The following is a 15,943-nucleotide window of genomic DNA, read 5'->3' as shown; positions in this document are numbered from 1 at the left end:
CTCCCACAGGGAGCGCGCCGTTCTCAGGGGCAATACCTTACCTGTGGGAGCTGGCTTGCCGGCGATGGGCTGCGCAGCAGCCCCCTTCCACAATCAGCGCTGGAACACTTCGGTGAGCAGATTGTGCATCGAGCGGAACGCCCGCTCCGCGGTGCGGCGGTCATACTGCATCTTGCCCGGCACGTTGGCATTCGGGTCGGTGAACGAATGCACCGCGCCACCGTAGCTCAGCAACTGCCAGTCGACCTTGGCCGCGTTCATCTCCTCCTCGAACGCCGGCAACTGCTCCTTCGGCACCAGCGGATCGGCGGCACCGTGCAACACCAGCACCGAGCCCTTGATGCGCTTGGCATCTTCCGGGTTCGGGGTATCCAGCGTCCCGTGGAACGACACGGCCGCCTTCAGGTCGGCACCGGTACGGGCCAACTCCAGGGCGCAGCAACCCCCAAAGCAGAAGCCGAAGGTGGCCACCTTGCCTGGCTCCAGCAATGCCTTGGACTGCCCCAACAGTTGCGCCAGGGCCTCCTGCATGCGTTTGCGCAGCTCGGCCCGATCATTCTTCAATGGCATCATCGCCGCCCCCGCCTCATCGGCATTGGACGGGCGTACCGATTGCCCGTACAGGTCGGCAATCAGCACCACATACCCTTTTTCAGCCACTTCCTTGGCAATGCGCTCGGCGCCTTCGCCAATACCCATCCAGTTCGGCGCCATGACCAGGCCAGGCCGGCCCAACGCACCTGGCTCGTAGACCAGGCGGCTTTCATAGGTTTTGCCGGAGAGGTGATAAACCAACGATTCGACGATTACCTTGCTCATCAAGCACTCCTTAGCTACTGACCATTAAAAAAGCCCGCCGAAGCGGGCTTTCTGTGCATCAACTCAAGCAGACAGCTCGACCAGCAGCTTGTTCAGGCGACGAACGTAAGCCGCCGGGTCCTTCAAGCTGTCACCGGCCGCCAGGGCCGCCTGATCGAAGAGGATGTGCGACAGCTCGGCGAAGCGGTCTTCGCTCTGCTCGTGGTCGAGCTTCTCGATCAGCGGGTGGCTCGGGTTGAATTCGAAGATTGGCTTCGAATCCGGCACTTTCTGCCCACTGGCTTCGAGAATCTGGCGCATCTGCAGGCCCAGGTCCTGTTCGCCGATGGCGAGAATCGCCGGCGAGTCGGTCAGGCGGTGCGAAACGCGTACCTCGGCGACGCTGTCACCCAGCGCACCCTTCAGGCGTTCGACCAGGCCTTCTTTTTCCTTGGCCACTTCTTCCTGGGCTTTCTTGTCCTCTTCGGAATCCAGCTTGCCCAGGTCCAGGTCGCCACGGGCGACGTCGACGAAGGCCTTGCCGTCGAATTCGTTGAGGTAGCTCATCAGCCACTCGTCGATACGGTCGGTCAGCAGCAGCACTTCGATGCCTTTCTTGCGGAAGACTTCCAGGTGCGGGCTGTTCTTGACCTGCGCGTAGGTCTCGCCGGTGAGGTAGTAGATCTTGTCCTGACCTTCCTTGGCGCGCGCCAGGTATTCGGCCAGGGCAACGCTCTGCTCGCCACTGTCGTCATGGGTAGAGGCGAAGCGCAGCAGGCCAGCGATCTTCTCCTTGTTGGCGAAGTCTTCGGCCGGGCCTTCCTTCAGCACCTGGCCGAAGTTCTTCCAGAAGCCTTTGTATTGCTCAGGCTCGTTCTTCGCCAGCTTCTCCAGCATGTCCAACACGCGCTTGGTCAGCGCGGTCTTCATCGAATCGATGATCGGATCCTTCTGCAGGATCTCGCGGGAGACGTTCAGCGACAGGTCGTTGGAGTCGACCACACCTTTGATGAAACGCAGGTACAGCGGCAGGAACGACTCGGCCTGGTCCATGATGAACACGCGCTGCACATACAGCTTCAGGCCGCGTGGCGCTTCGCGCTGGTACAGGTCGAACGGCGCACGGGCTGGCACGTACAGCAGCGAGCTGTACTCGAGCTTGCCTTCGACCTTGTTGTGGCTCCAGGCCAGCGGGTTCTCGAAGTCATGGCCGATGTGCTTGTAGAACTCCTGGTATTCCTCGTCCTTGATCTCGGTACGCGGGCGGGTCCACAGGGCGCTGGCGCGGTTGACGGTTTCCCATTCTTCGGCTGGCTGCGCTTCGCCTTCGGCGGCAGCCTGCTCCTTGGGCAGCTGGATCGGCAGGGCAATGTGGTCGGAGTACTTCTTGACCACGTTGCGCAGGCGCCAGCCATCGGCGAACTCCTGCTCGTCCTTCTTCAGGTGGAGGACGATGCGGGTGCCACGCTCAGGCTTGTCGATGGTGGCGACTTCGAATTCGCCCTCGCCCTTGGACGACCAGTGCACGCCTTCGGCGGCCGGCTGGCCGGCGCGGCGGCTGTAGACGTCGACCTTGTCGGCAACGATGAAGGCCGAGTAGAAGCCCACGCCGAACTGGCCGATCAGGTGCGAGTCCTTCTTCTGGTCACCGGTGAGGTTCTTCATGAAGTCGGCGGTGCCGGACTTGGCGATGGTGCCCAGGTGGGTGATGACGTCTTCCCGGCTCATGCCGATGCCGTTGTCCTCGAGGGTCACGGTACCGGCGTCCTTGTCGAAGCTCAGGCGGATCTTCAGATCGGCATCGCCCTCGAACAGCTCTGGCTTGGCCAGGGCTTCGAAGCGCAGCTTGTCGGCGGCGTCGGAGGCGTTGGAGATCAGCTCACGCAGGAAGATCTCTTTGTTCGAATACAGCGAATGAATCATGAGGTGCAGCAGTTGCTTCACCTCGGTCTGGAAGCCCAGGGTTTCCTTTTGTGTTTCCACACTCATGGTCTTCAAAACTCCGATCTGATGGCTGGTGGCGCCGGGCGGCCGATTCGGCCTGCGTTTACGGCGGATGTCATGCAGATGGGGGCTGCCCGGGTGATTTCAAGGGCTTTTCTGGTTCGATCTTGAAATGCGCACGTGCGGTGGCGATCGGTGACTGCCGGTCACCCTGCCAGGCGGTGATCGCCACGTTGGTCACCCGACGGCCTTGGCGCCACAGCTGGCACTGGGCGTAAGTATCGCGGTAATGCCCGGCGCGCAGGTAGTCGATGGAGAAATCGATGATCTTCGGGATGCTCGCGCTCTCGCTGTAGATCAACAGGTAAAGCGCCGCCGAAAGCTCCATGAAGCCCGCAATCACACCCCCATGGATGGCCGGAAGCAATGGGTTGCCGATGTTGTCCTGGTTGGCTGGCAGCAGGAACAGCAGGTCATCGCCTTGACGCTCGCAGGTGATGCCGATCAGGGACGCATAGGGAATCAGCGCCAGCAATGGCTGGTAGTCGCCAACGGCATGGGCTGCATTGAGGCGTTGACGCACGTCTTGGGGGATCATGCACCGCCCTCCTTCAGGGTGTTGCCGAAGCGAATGCCGCCCTTGATCTCTTGTCCCAGGCGCATGAACGTGCCTACCACCTGGCAGATCGGCTGGTTGGGGTCATCCTGGTAAGCCGTGCCTCGGGTGAAGATGACATCACGGGTAACCCGGTAGCACTGGGCATGGCCGTAGATGGCCTTGCCTGCTTCAGCCGGGTGCATGTAGTCGATCCGCAGGTCCAGGGTTGGGCAGACCTCGAAACGCGGCAGCACACACAGCGTGGCCATGCCGCAGGTGGTGTCCATCAAGGTGGTCAAAGCCCCGCCATGCACCGCGCCGGTCTGCGGGTTGCCAACAATGGCGGGTGACCAGGGCATCATCAGTGTCAGACCTTCGGCATCGGCATGGACCACGCGCATCTGCAACACCTGGCAATGTTTAAGCGCCGACAAGAAGCGTTCGGCCATGCCCACCAAGCTGGAATCGATCATCCGTACTTCCCCTGATAACTGTCGCGCCGGCATAAAATCGGTAAAAAGTCTATATAGATCGGGGCTTTATATATGTGCAAACTCTGCGGAACTTATCCGCTGTGGATGAACTCGAAGGAACAAGTCACTTATTCCACCAAGGAGATACACCCCCATGCGTAAACCTTTTGCTTTTGCTCTGATGCTGGCTGCTGCCATGGGCCTGGCTGCTTGCGATAAAGCGAGCGAAGACAAAGCCCAAGACGCACAGCAACACGCCGAGCAAGCCCAGGAAAAGATGGGCGAAGCTCAGGATAAGATGAACGAAGCCGCCAAGGAAAACGCCGAAGCCGCCAAAGATCAGGCCGAAGCCGAGAAGAAGGCTGCCGAAGAAGCCGCTCCGGCAACTCCGGCGCCGGAAACTGCTCCAGCCGAGCCTGCCAAGCAGTAATCGAGCCGCACAAAAAAACCCGACAACTGTCGGGTTTTTTTGTGCCTTTAACTTCGGATTAAACGTTTCAGGTACTAGCAATAGTTTCTTTGCCGGCCTCGGTAGGCGCACTCTCGGTTGGCGTGAATACCATGACTTCGAGCACATCGGAATGAAACTCGCGGCGGTACAGCACCAGCACAACCCCCACACTCACGACCATGAACAGCCAAGGGCTGATGAACCAGGTGAGCATGGCCATGCCGAAGTAATAAGAACGCAGGCCGAAGTTGAACTGGTTGGCCGCCAGCGACAATACCCGAGCCGCTCTTGAAGCAAAGGCCTTGCGCTCCAACTCATTGACCAGGCGCTCACCAATCATGGGTGCCGAACCCACCAGCACGGCAGCGAAGTTGTATTGGCGCATGCACCAGCTAAAGGTGAAGAAGGCATAGACAAACACCATCGCCAGGCACAGCAACTTGATTTCCGACATACCCTGGGATGCCTGCTGTACCAATGGCAGATCAGCCAGCAATGACAGTGCACGGTCCGAAGCCCCCAGCACAGTGAGAATGCCGGCCAGGATGATCAGGGTACTGGAGGCGAAGAACGACGCATTACGCTCCAGGTTACCGATCACGCTGGCATCGGCGATACGGTTGTCGCGCAGCAACATGCGTCGCATCCAGTCTTCGCGGTACAAGTGCAACACGCTGGCCAGGCACGCGGTGTCGCGCCCTTTCCAGATGGCGTAGCGGGTGTAGCCACCCCAGCAGAGTGCGAACCAGCAGACGGCCAGCAAGTTGTGGAAGTTGTTTTGGATGAAGTTCATGCAGGTTTCCCGAAGGCAAGGTGCATAAAGGATAGGAACCGGGTTTCGACGTCGGCAAGTCGGTAAAGACACACATTCGGCACAAAATGTTCCTTGCCCGGTCCGGCCTCATCGCCGGCAAGCCGGCTCCCACACGCGACCTGAAAACGGCGCGGTCCCTGTGGGAGCCGGCTTGCCGGCGATGAGGCCCGTGCAGACAAACAAAAACCCCGCATCCTTGCGAATGCGGGGTTTTCTGCTCTCCACCTGCGGCGCGCACCCTACGGCTTGTGGCCGGTGCCGCCCCCAGGCTTCAACGCATCAGGCCAACGCTTCGCGCGGCTTGCCGAGCATGCGGTCGCAGACCACGGCGCCAGCCAGCGTCACCACCGAAGGCACCAGCCAGGCCAGGCCCTGGTCGCTCAGCGGCAGGTGCGCCATGAAGTCTGGCAGCATGTGGGCAATGGTGCTGCCCTTGATCGCGTCGATCACGCCGAACAGCAGCGACACCGCCATTACCGGTGCCAGGATTCGGGTCGGCGAATGCCACAGCTCCTTCACGAAGCTCAGCCCCACCACCACGATGCAAGGCGGGTAGATGGCGGTCAGCACCGGAATCGAGAACATGATCAGTTTGGTCAGACCCAGGTTGGAGATCACCAGCGAGAAGCCCGCCAGGATCACCACCAGTGCACGGTACGACAGGGGCAGGATCTGGCTGAAGTACTCGGCGCAGGCGCAGGTCAGGCCAACAGCGGTCACCAGGCAGGCCAAGGCGATCAGCACCGCCAGGAAACCGCTGCCCAGCGAACCGAAGGTGTGCTGCACATAGGCATGCAATACCGCCGCACCGTTGGTGGCATCCGCGGCGATCTCGTGGCTGCTGGCCCCAAGACGGAACAGGCTGACGTACACCAGCGCAAGGCCGACACCGGCGATCAGGCCAGCGATGATGGCATAGCGGGTGATCAGCTTCGGCGACTCGACACCGCGCGAGCGGATGGCGTTGACGATGACGATACCGAAGACCAGGGCGCCCAGTGTATCCATGGTCAGGTAGCCATCGGAGAAGCCCTTGGAGAATGCGGCGGCGGCATAGGCCGGCTGCGCTTCACCAATGGTCCCTGCTGGCAGCGCGAAAGCTGCAATGCCGAGAACGGCCAAGGCGATGATCTTCAACGGCGCGAGGAAGCGACCCACGGTATCGAGCAACTTGCCCGGATACATGGACACTGCCAGCACCACGAGGAAGTACACCAGGCTGTAGATGAACAGCGCCAGCGGGCTTTCGCCAGTCAGCGGTGCCACACCGACTTCGAACGACACGGTCGCGGTCCGCGGGGTAGCGAACAGCGGGCCGACCGACAGGTAGCACACGGCCGCCAACAGGCCACCGAAGAACTTGCCGATAGGGCTGCTCAGGGCATCCATACCGCCACCGACCTTGGCCAGCGCGACCACGGTGATGACCGGTAGGCCTACCGCGGTTACCAGGAAGCCCAGGGCTGCCATCCAGACGTGCGGACCGGATTGCAGGCCAACGATAGGCGGGAAGATGATATTGCCGGCGCCCACGAAAAGCGCAAACGTCATAAAGCCAAGTGCCAGGATATCCTGGCCTTTTAAAACTTTCATTTAGGGTAGTACCACACTGCTGAAATCGGGATTCGAGAAGGGATTTCCCCATGGATGAGGGAAATGCTGCCCGGCTTGGTAGGCCAGACCCGTTTAGCGTGTCGTTCCCTTTTGGGGTACGGGCACAGAGTGAACGCGTAGATTAACCGTTTTACCGGGTAAACGCACTGCAACGGTGCTGCTTGTCCGATGTGCGTACATGTTTGTCGTCTGCGTGACCGATGACAGTAGGAATTATCCCAGACATGGGAAATTCGTCTGTGTGAAAAAACCTATCAAACCTATCGAAAAATCATTGTTGTCTGCACCGGCCCTATCGCCGGCAAGCCGGCTCCCACAGGAAGTACCGCAGATCCTGTGGGAGCCGGCTTGCCGGCGATAAGGCCAGTGCAGGCAATACAAATCCCAGAAACGACAAAGGCCACCCGAAGGTGGCCTCTGTGCGCGTGGGGGTACTGCGTGTTACTTACTTCTTGACTTCCCAGCCAGTCAGCTCGGCCAGGGCCTTGCCGATGTCAGCCAGGGAACGCACGGTCTTCACACCCGCGTCCTGCAGGGCGGCGAACTTCTCGTCCGCAGTGCCCTTGCCGCCGGAAATGATGGCGCCAGCGTGGCCCATGCGCTTGCCCGCAGGTGCGGTAACACCAGCGATGTAGGAAACGACCGGCTTGGTCACGTTGGCCTTGATGTAGGCAGCGGCTTCTTCTTCAGCCGAACCGCCGATCTCACCGATCATGACGATCGCTTCGGTCTTCGGGTCTTCCTGGAACAGCTTCAGGATGTCGATGAAGTTGGAACCCGGGATCGGGTCACCGCCGATGCCGACGCAGGTCGACTGGCCGAAGCCGGCGTCGGTGGTCTGCTTCACGGCTTCATAGGTCAGGGTGCCGGAACGCGAAACGATACCGACCTTGCCTGGCAGGTGGATGTGACCTGGCATGATGCCGATCTTGCACTCGCCCGGCGTGATCACGCCTGGGCAGTTAGGGCCGATCAGGGTCACGCCCAGCTCGTCGCACTTGACCTTGGCGTCCAGCATGTCCAGGGTCGGAATGCCTTCGGTGATGCAGACGATCAGCTTGATGCCGCCGAAGGCCGCTTCCAGGATCGAGTCCTTGCAGAACGGAGCCGGAACGTAGATGACCGAAGCATCAGCGCCGGTAGCTTCCACGGCTTCCTTGACGGTGTTGAACACCGGCAGGCCCAGGTGGGTGGTGCCACCCTTGCCTGGGGTTACGCCGCCGACCATCTTGGTGCCGTAGGCGATGGCTTGTTCGGAGTGGAAAGTACCCTGCGAGCCGGTGAAACCCTGGCAGATGACTTTGGTGTCTTTATTGATCAGGACGCTCATTACTTGCCCTCCGCAGCTTTGACAACTTGTTGAGCAGCGTCGGTCAGGCTGGTTGCCGCAATGATGTTCAAACCGCTTTCTGCCAGTACTTTAGCGCCCAGTTCGGCGTTGTTGCCTTCAAGGCGAACGACGACCGGAACCTTGACGCCGACTTCTTTCACTGCACCGATGATGCCTTCGGCAATCATGTCGCAGCGAACGATGCCGCCGAAGATGTTGACCAGAACGGCCGCGACATTGCTGTCGGACAGAATGATCTTGAACGCTTCGGTAACGCGCTCTTTGGTGGCACCGCCGCCAACGTCGAGGAAGTTGGCCGGCTTGCCGCCGTGCAGGTTGACGATGTCCATGGTACCCATGGCCAGGCCGGCACCGTTGACCATGCAGCCGATGTTGCCTTCCAGGGCCACGTAGTTCAGCTCGAAGCTGGCAGCGTGGGCTTCACGAGGATCGTCCTGCGACGGGTCGTGGAAGGTTTTCAGCTTGGGCTGACGGTACATGGCGTTTGCGTCGATGTTGATCTTCGCATCCAGGCAGTGCAGGTCGCCGTCGGCCTTGATGACCAGCGGGTTTACTTCCAGCAGGGCCAGGTCGTGCTCTTTGAAGAGCTTGGCCAGGCCTACGAAAATCTTGGCGAACTGTGCAACTTGCTTGCCTTCCAGACCCAGCTGGAATGCCAGTTCACGACCCTGGAACGGCTGAGCGCCGACCAGCGGATCGATAGTAGCCTTGATGATCTTCTCAGGAGTTTCGTGAGCGACTTTCTCGATGTCCACGCCACCTTCGGTGGACGCCATGAACACGATGCGGCGGCTCGAGCGATCGACTACAGCGCCCAGGTACAGCTCTTTGGCGATGTCAGTGCAGGATTCGACCAGGATCTTGGTCACTGGCTGACCGTTGGCGTCGGTCTGGTAGGTTACCAGGCGCTTGCCCAACCATTGCGCAGCGAACGCCTTGGCGTCTTCCTTGCTGCGAACCAGCTTGACGCCGCCCGCTTTACCGCGACCACCTGCGTGAACCTGGGCTTTTACAACCCACTCGGAACCGCCGATCTTGTCGCAGGCTTCTGCTGCAGCTTCAGGGGTGTCGACTGCGAAACCCTTGGAAACTGGCAGGCCGTATTCAGCGAACAGCTGCTTACCCTGATACTCGTGAAGATTCATGCTTTTTACCGTCTTCGTTAGGTACTGCGCTTCGGCGCTGCGCCATTGCTGGCGCCGCACCACCTGTGACCGTTGTTAACCCCGGGTTTTCCCGTGTGATTCGGTCCGGCGGACGTTCCGCGGTGAGTCATGCACGCAAGACTCACGACGGGCAGCCCGCCGTGGTTTCTTATAATTAACGCTTCTTACGGTTGGCCACGTGAATGGCGCCGCCATTCACTGCCAGCGCTGCTTCATGCAACGCTTCGGACAGGGTTGGATGGCTGAAGACCATCATGCCCAGATCCTCGGCACTGGTGCCGAATTCCATTGCGATTGCGCCCTGCTGTACCAGTTCGGCAGCCGATGGGCCAATCACGTGCACACCCAGTACGCGGTCGGTCTTGGCATCGGCGATGACCTTAACGAAACCACCGGTGTCGTTGGCTGCCATCGCACGGCCGCTGGCCGCGAACGGGAAGGTGCCTACGTTAACCTCAACACCCTCGGCCTTCAAGGCTTGTTCGGTCTTGCCGACCCACGCGATTTCCGGGTGGGTGTAGATAACCGATGGGATCAGGTCGTAGTTCATCTGGGCTTTGTGGCCCTTGATGCGCTCGACGACCATGATGCCCTCTTCCGAGGCCTTGTGCGCCAGCATCATGCCACGCACCACGTCACCGATGGCGTAGACGCCCGGAACGCTGGTAGCGCAGTGATCGTCGACGAAGATGTAGCCACGCTCGTCGATGGTCACGCCGCTGTCGGCGGCCAGCAGGTCAGTGGTCACCGGGCGACGGCCGACCGCGACGATCAGCTTGTCGAAGGTGATCTTCTGCTCGCCGTTGGCGTCGGTGTAGGTCACTTCGACTTCGTTGCCGTTGACTTTCGAGCCGGTGACGCGAGCGCCCAGCTTGATGTCCAGGCCTTGCTTGGTCAGGGTCTTCTGGGCTTCTTTCGACACGGCGGTGTCGGCAGCCATCAGGAAGGTGTCCAGGGCTTCCAGGACGGTGACCTGGGCACCCAGGCGCGACCATACCGAACCCAGCTCCAGGCCGATGACGCCAGCGCCGATCACGCCCAGGCGTTGTGGCACGGTCTGGAATTCCAGGGCGCCGGTGGAGTCGACGATGACGTTCTGGTCGACCGGAGCCGGCGGAATGTCGATCGGACGCGAACCGGAGGCCAGGATCACGTTCTCGGCTTCGATGACTTCGGTGGTGCCGTCAGCCTTGGTGACTTCGACTTTCTTGCCGGCCAGCAGTTTGCCGTGGCCCTGGATCGAAGTGACGCCGTTGGCCTTGAACAGCGTGGCAACGCCACCGGTCAGGTTCTTGACGATGCCAGCCTTGCGGCCAACCATCGCGGCGACGTCCATCTTCACTTCACCAGTGGAGATACCGTGGACGTTGAAGCTCTCTTTGGCTTCCTTGTACTTCCAGGAGCTGTCCAGCAGCGCCTTGGACGGGATGCAGCCTACGTTCAGGCAGGTGCCACCCAGGGCCAGCTTGCCCTCGGCGTCGGTGTACTTCTCGATACAGGCAGTCTTCAGACCAAGTTGGGCAGCCTTGATGGCAGCTACATAGCCGCCAGGACCTGCACCAATCACCACTACGTCGAATTTCTGGGTCATAAAAGATTCCTTATCAGCTACAAGCTACAAGCCGCGAACCGCGCGGCCCCGCTTCTTTCGAAGGCAGGGGCCGAACGGTACGCAGCCAGAGGGTTAGATGTCCAGCAGCAGGCGAGACGGATCTTCCAGCAGGTTCTTGATGGTGACCAGGAAGGTTACCGCTTCCTTGCCGTCGATCAGGCGGTGATCGTACGACAGCGCCAGGTACATCATCGGGCGGATTACCACTTGGCCATTGATGGCCATCGGACGCTGGATGATGTTGTGCATGCCAAGAATGGCAGCCTGCGGCGGGTTGACGATCGGAGTCGACATCATCGAACCGAAGGTACCACCGTTGGTGATGGTGAAGGTGCCGCCGGTCATTTCTTCGATCGACAGCTTGCCGTCACGGGCCTTCTTGCCGAAGGTGGCAATGCCGTTCTCGATTTCAGCCAGGCTCATCGACTCGGCGTTACGCAGAACCGGTACCACCAGGCCACGGTCGCTGGAGACGGCAACGCCGACGTCGGCGAAGCCGTGGTAGACGATGTCGTTGCCGTCGATCGAGGCGTTGACTGCCGGGAAGCGCTTCAGCGCTTCGGTGGCGGCCTTGACGAAGAACGACATGAAGCCCAGGCGCACGCCGTTGTGGGTCTTCTCGAACAGGTCCTTGTACTTCGAACGCAGGGCCATGACTTCGGTCATGTCGACTTCGTTGAAGGTGGTCAGCATCGCCATGTTGGACTGGGCTTCGACCAGACGCTCGGCGATCTTGGCACGCAGACGGGTCATCGGCACGCGCTTCTCGGTGCGGTCGCCAGCGGCGGTCACAACCGGGGCAGCGGCGGCAGCGGCAGGCTTGGCAGCAGGCGCCGCGGCAGGTGCCGATTTCTTGTTGGCAACTGCAGCAACCACGTCTTCCTTGGTCACGCGACCGCCTTTGCCGGTACCGGCCACGGTGGCCAGGTCGATGCCGTTCTCTTCAGCCAGCTTGCGTGCGGCTGGAGCGGCGACCGGGTCGTCTTCGCCAGCGTCGGCAGCAGCGGCAGCCGGAGCAGCCGCGGCCGGGGCAGCGGCTGGAGCGGCAGCAGCGCCGCCTTCAACGATCGAACCCAGCACTTCGTCGGACAGGACGGTTTCGCCCTCGCCCTTGACGATGTCGCCCAGCACGCCATCGGCGGTAGCCAGCACTTCCAGGACGACCTTGTCGGTCTCGATGTCGACGATCAGCTCGTCACGCTTGATGGCTTCGCCCGGCTTTTTGTACCAGGTGGCAACGGTGCCGTCGGCGACCGATTCCGGGAAGGTTGGGGCTTTGATCTCGATAGCCATTATCAGTGTTTCCTTAAATTCGGTTTCAGGTGCGCGAAGGCGTTAGACAGTGAAGGCGTCTTGCAGCAGTTTTTCCTGCTGTTCGGCGTGCTTCGATGCGTAACCACAAGCTGGCGCGGCAGAAGCGTCGCGACCGGCGTATTCCAGGACCAGTGCCTTGTTGTGGCGGCCCAGGATACGGCGCATATGGTGCTGACTGCTGTACCAGGCGCCCTGGTTCATCGGCTCTTCCTGACACCAGACTGCATGCTTGAGGTTGCTGTACTGCGCCAGGATTTCGACCAGGTCGTCCTCTGGGAACGGATACAGCTGCTCGATACGCAGGATCGCGATGTCTTCGCGGCCTTCGGCACGGCGTTTTTCCAGCAGGTCGTAGTAGACCTTGCCGCTGCACAGCACCAGACGCTCGACCTTGGCCGGGTCGATTGCATCGACTTCCGGGATCACGGTCTGGAACGAACCTTCTGCCAGGTCTTCCAGGGTCGAGATGGCCAGCTTGTGGCGCAGCAGCGACTTCGGCGTCAGGACAACCAGCGGCTTGCGCAGCGGGCGGATGACCTGACGACGCAGCAGATGGTAGATCTGTGCCGGGGTAGTCGGTACGCAGACCTGGATGTTGTGCTCGGCGCACAGCTGCAGGTAACGCTCCAGACGCGCGGAGGAGTGCTCCGGCCCCTGCCCTTCGTAGCCGTGTGGCAGCAGCATGGTCAGACCGCACAGGCGGCCCCACTTGTGCTCACCGCTGGTGATGAACTGGTCGATCACCACTTGCGCACCGTTGGCGAAGTCGCCGAACTGGGCTTCCCAGATCACCAGCGCGTTCGGCGTGGTGGTCGAGTAGCCGTATTCGAAGGCCAGTACTGCTTCTTCCGAGAGGAAGGAGTCGTACAGGTCGAAGCGCGGCTGGCCCGGGAACAGGTTCTGCAGCGGTACGTAGGTGCTGGCGTCCTTCTGGTTGTGCAACACCGCATGGCGGTGCGAGAAGGTGCCACGGCCGATGTCCTGGCCGGTCATGCGGATCGGGTGACCTTCGAACTGCAGCGTGGCGTAGGCCATGGTCTCTGCATAACCCCAGTTGATCGGCAAGCCACCGGCCTGCATCTTCTGACGGTCTTCGTAGATCTTCGACACCTGACGCTGGACGACGAAGCCTTCCGGCAGTTCCAGCAGCTTGGCCGACAGTTCCTGCAGGGTCTTGAGGTCGAAGCGGGTGTCGTGACGCGCGGTCCAGGCATGGCCCAGGTACGGACGCCAGTCGACGAACAGCTCGCGGTTCGGCTCCTTGACCAGGCTCTTGACCACGTGCAGACCGTTGTCCAGCGCGTTGCGGTACTCGTCGATCTTGGCCTGGGCGCGCTCGGCGTCGATGCGACCGGCCTGGATCAGCGACTCGGCGTACAGCTCGCGGGTGGTGCGCTGCTTGCTGATCTGCTGGTACATCAGAGGCTGAGTACCGTTCGGCTCGTCGGCCTCGTTGTGACCGCGACGGCGGTAGCAGACCAGGTCGATGACCACGTCACGCTTGAACTGCATGCGGTAATCGATGGCCAGTTGGGTCACGAACATCACCGCTTCCGGATCGTCGCCGTTCACGTGCAGGATCGGCGCCTGGATCATCTTGGCGACGTCGGTAGCATACTCGGTGGAACGCGAGTCCAGCGGGTTGCTGATGGTGAAACCAACCTGGTTGTTGATCACGATGTGCACAGTACCGCCGGTCTTGAAACCGCGGGTCTGCGACATCTGGAAGGTTTCCATGACCACGCCCTGGCCGGCGAACGCAGCGTCACCGTGGATCGAGATCGGCAGCACCTTGTCACCCACGGTATCGTTGCGACGGTCCTGACGGGCGCGCACCGAACCTTCCACCACTGGCGAGACAATTTCCAGGTGGGACGGGTTGAACGCCATGGCCAGGTGAACTTCGCCACCGGGGGTCATGACGTTGGAGGAGAAGCCCTGGTGATACTTCACGTCACCGGAGCCCAGCTCGTTCATCTTCTTGCCTTCGAACTCGTCGAACAGCTCGCGCGGGTTCTTGCCGAAGGTGTTCACCAGCACGTTCAGACGGCCGCGGTGGGCCATGCCGATGACAACTTCCTTGGTGCCATACGAGCCGGAGCGCTGGATCATTTCGTCCAGCATCGGGATCAGGCTTTCGCCACCCTCCAGGCCGAAGCGCTTGGTGCCTGGGTACTTGGTGCCCAGGTACTTCTCAAGGCCTTCACCGGCGGTCACGCGTTCGAGCAGGTGAGCCTGCACGTCGGCGGAAAACTCCGGACGGCCGCGCACGCTTTCCAGGCGTTGCTGGAACCAGCTGCGCTGCTCGGAATCGGTGATGTGGGTGAATTCGGCGCCAATGGTGCGACAATATGTCTTCTGGAGTGCCTCGAAGATGTCGCGTAGGCTCGCTTCCTCTTTGCCGATGAACAGGTCGCCGGCACGGAAGGTCGTATCAAGATCGGCATTGGTCAAGCCGTAGTGATTGATCGACAGGTCTACGGGCGCAGGGCGCTGCCACAACCCCAACGGGTCGAGCTTGGCAGCCTGATGGCCGCGCATACGATAGGCCTGGATCAGTCGCAGCACTTCAACCTGCTTCTTCTCGTGTTCACTGCTCACGCTCCCGGCGGATACCGGTTGGGCGCGGCGCTGGTTCTTTGCCAGCAGTACGAAATGGTCGCGGATTGTCGAGTGCGATACATCGGTAGCGGTGCTGCCGTCGGCGGGCAACTTCTGGAAGTAAGTGCGCCACTCTTCTGGCACAGCGTTAGGGTCGTGCAGGTAGAGCTCGTAGAGCTCTTCCACATATGCAGCGTTACCACCTGAAAGGTGGGCGCTTTCCCACATGCGCTGCATCACGCTTTCTTGCATGCTTGGTCACCCTCGGTTAGGGGACTGATCGGCGAGAGCCACAGCAAACCTGGAAAAGTCCGAACACAGCGACTGAACCACGCCACTTGGATCCTGCTGATTTTCCGGGTACCAGCCCGGAAAGCCCCTGCTGGTCTCATATCTTCATAGGTATCGAGCGCGGGCTTTGTGGGCCCTTGCCCAGGTTTTACCTCAGTGCGGGCTCACCACCCGCACCTCGGCTTACTGCAGTTACAACGCTTTGAATCAGGTGCCGCTTTGCAGCAGCATGTTACGTACGTGGCCGATTGCCTTGGTCGGGTTCAGACCCTTGGGGCAAACGTTCACGCAGTTCATGATCCCGCGGCAGCGGAATACGCTGAACGGGTCATCCAGGGACGCCAGGCGCTCCTGGGTCTTGGTGTCACGGCTGTCGGCCAGGAAGCGATAGGCCTGCAGCAGGGCAGCGGGGCCCAGGAACTTGTCTGGGTTCCACCAGAACGATGGGCAGGAAGTCGAGCAGCAAGCGCACAGGATGCACTCGTACAGACCGTCCAGCTTGTCGCGCTCTTCTGGCGACTGCAGACGCTCGATGGCCGGAGCCGGCGTGTCGTTCTGCAGGAATGGCTTCACCTTCTCGTACTGCTTGTAGAAGATGCTCATGTCGACCACCAGGTCACGAATGACCGGCAGACCTGGCAGCGGACGCAGAACCAGCTTGTTGCCCTTGACCACACCCGACAGCGGGGTGATGCAGGCCAGGCCGTTCTTGCCGTTCATGTTCATGCCATCGGAACCGCAAACGCCTTCACGGCAGGAGCGACGGTACGAGAAACCCTCGTCCTTTTCCTTGATCAGCGCCAACACATCCAGAACCATCAGGTCCTTGCCGCCGGTATCGACGTCGAACGACTCCATCTTGGGCGCCGAGTCGGTGTCGGGGTTGTAACGATAAACTTCGACTTTCAACATAGCA

General features: G+C 60.8%; 13 protein-coding genes. 1 reads left to right on the top strand and 12 read right to left on the bottom strand.

The window, feature by feature from the left end; translation table 11 throughout:
- Window positions 1–93: 93 nt before the first annotated feature.
- From ACIPZB_RS19380 to ACIPZB_RS19365, 4 genes are all read right to left on the bottom strand, one after another.
- Window positions 94–819, bottom strand: coding sequence for a dienelactone hydrolase family protein (locus ACIPZB_RS19380; protein WP_400642139.1), 726 nt, complete (start codon window positions 817–819; stop codon window positions 94–96).
- 63 nt (window positions 820–882) lie between these two features.
- A complete protein-coding gene (gene htpG / locus ACIPZB_RS19375) occupies window positions 883–2,787 on the bottom strand; it encodes a molecular chaperone HtpG (protein ID WP_400642138.1) in 1,905 nt (634 codons plus the stop codon).
- Window positions 2,788–2,857: 70 nt separating this feature from the next.
- Window positions 2,858–3,340, bottom strand: coding sequence for a PaaI family thioesterase (locus ACIPZB_RS19370; RefSeq protein ID WP_400642137.1), 483 nt, complete (start codon window positions 3,338–3,340; stop codon window positions 2,858–2,860).
- Window positions 3,337–3,813, bottom strand: coding sequence for a PaaI family thioesterase (locus ACIPZB_RS19365; RefSeq protein WP_400642136.1), 477 nt, complete (start codon window positions 3,811–3,813; stop codon window positions 3,337–3,339). Before ACIPZB_RS19365 ends, ACIPZB_RS19370 begins: the two co-directional genes overlap by 4 nt.
- Before the next feature lie 154 nt (window positions 3,814–3,967).
- On the opposite strand from ACIPZB_RS19365, the gene ACIPZB_RS19360 reads away from it, so the two are divergent.
- Window positions 3,968–4,243, top strand: coding sequence for a hypothetical protein (locus tag ACIPZB_RS19360; protein ID WP_008091929.1), 276 nt, complete (start codon window positions 3,968–3,970; stop codon window positions 4,241–4,243).
- A 67-nt stretch (window positions 4,244–4,310) separates the two neighbouring features.
- On the opposite strand, the gene ACIPZB_RS19355 is transcribed toward ACIPZB_RS19360, so the two are convergent.
- From ACIPZB_RS19355 to ACIPZB_RS19320, 8 genes are all read right to left on the bottom strand, one after another.
- Window positions 4,311–5,057 (bottom strand): DUF599 domain-containing protein, encoded by a 747-nt coding sequence (locus ACIPZB_RS19355; RefSeq protein WP_008091927.1) that lies wholly within the window; start codon window positions 5,055–5,057, stop codon window positions 4,311–4,313.
- Window positions 5,058–5,357: 300 nt separating this feature from the next.
- Window positions 5,358–6,671: a branched-chain amino acid transport system II carrier protein gene (gene brnQ / locus ACIPZB_RS19350; RefSeq protein ID WP_400642135.1), complete on the bottom strand. Its 1,314-nt coding sequence runs from the start codon at window positions 6,669–6,671 to the stop codon at window positions 5,358–5,360.
- Window positions 6,672–7,137: 466 nt separating this feature from the next.
- Window positions 7,138–8,022: a succinate--CoA ligase subunit alpha gene (sucD, locus tag ACIPZB_RS19345; RefSeq protein ID WP_004376004.1), complete on the bottom strand. Its 885-nt coding sequence runs from the start codon at window positions 8,020–8,022 to the stop codon at window positions 7,138–7,140.
- The gene (sucC, locus tag ACIPZB_RS19340) at window positions 8,022–9,188 is read right to left on the bottom strand and encodes an ADP-forming succinate--CoA ligase subunit beta (RefSeq protein WP_008091914.1); all 1,167 of its coding nucleotides are present in this window, start codon (window positions 9,186–9,188) and stop codon (window positions 8,022–8,024) included. Before sucC ends, sucD begins: the two co-directional genes overlap by 1 nt.
- Before the next feature lie 175 nt (window positions 9,189–9,363).
- Entirely contained in the window at window positions 9,364–10,800 is a 1,437-nt protein-coding gene (gene lpdA / locus ACIPZB_RS19335; RefSeq protein ID WP_008091912.1) for a dihydrolipoyl dehydrogenase, read from the bottom strand.
- Between the two features lie 93 nt (window positions 10,801–10,893).
- Window positions 10,894–12,114: a 2-oxoglutarate dehydrogenase complex dihydrolipoyllysine-residue succinyltransferase gene (odhB, locus tag ACIPZB_RS19330; RefSeq protein WP_008091910.1), complete on the bottom strand. Its 1,221-nt coding sequence runs from the start codon at window positions 12,112–12,114 to the stop codon at window positions 10,894–10,896.
- A gap of 42 nt (window positions 12,115–12,156) precedes the next feature.
- Window positions 12,157–14,988 (bottom strand): 2-oxoglutarate dehydrogenase E1 component, encoded by a 2,832-nt coding sequence (locus tag ACIPZB_RS19325; RefSeq protein WP_400642134.1) that lies wholly within the window; start codon window positions 14,986–14,988, stop codon window positions 12,157–12,159.
- A gap of 246 nt (window positions 14,989–15,234) precedes the next feature.
- Window positions 15,235–15,939, bottom strand: coding sequence for a succinate dehydrogenase iron-sulfur subunit (locus ACIPZB_RS19320; RefSeq protein WP_008091906.1), 705 nt, complete (start codon window positions 15,937–15,939; stop codon window positions 15,235–15,237).
- Between the last annotated feature and the right edge of the window lie 4 nt (window positions 15,940–15,943).

It is taken from the genome of Pseudomonas sp. NPDC089396 (assembly GCF_044749545.1).
Lineage (GTDB): Bacteria > Pseudomonadota > Gammaproteobacteria > Pseudomonadales > Pseudomonadaceae > Aquipseudomonas.
The sequence above is the reverse complement of the archived record's forward strand: the minus strand, read 5'-3'. Positions and strand labels throughout refer to the sequence as shown.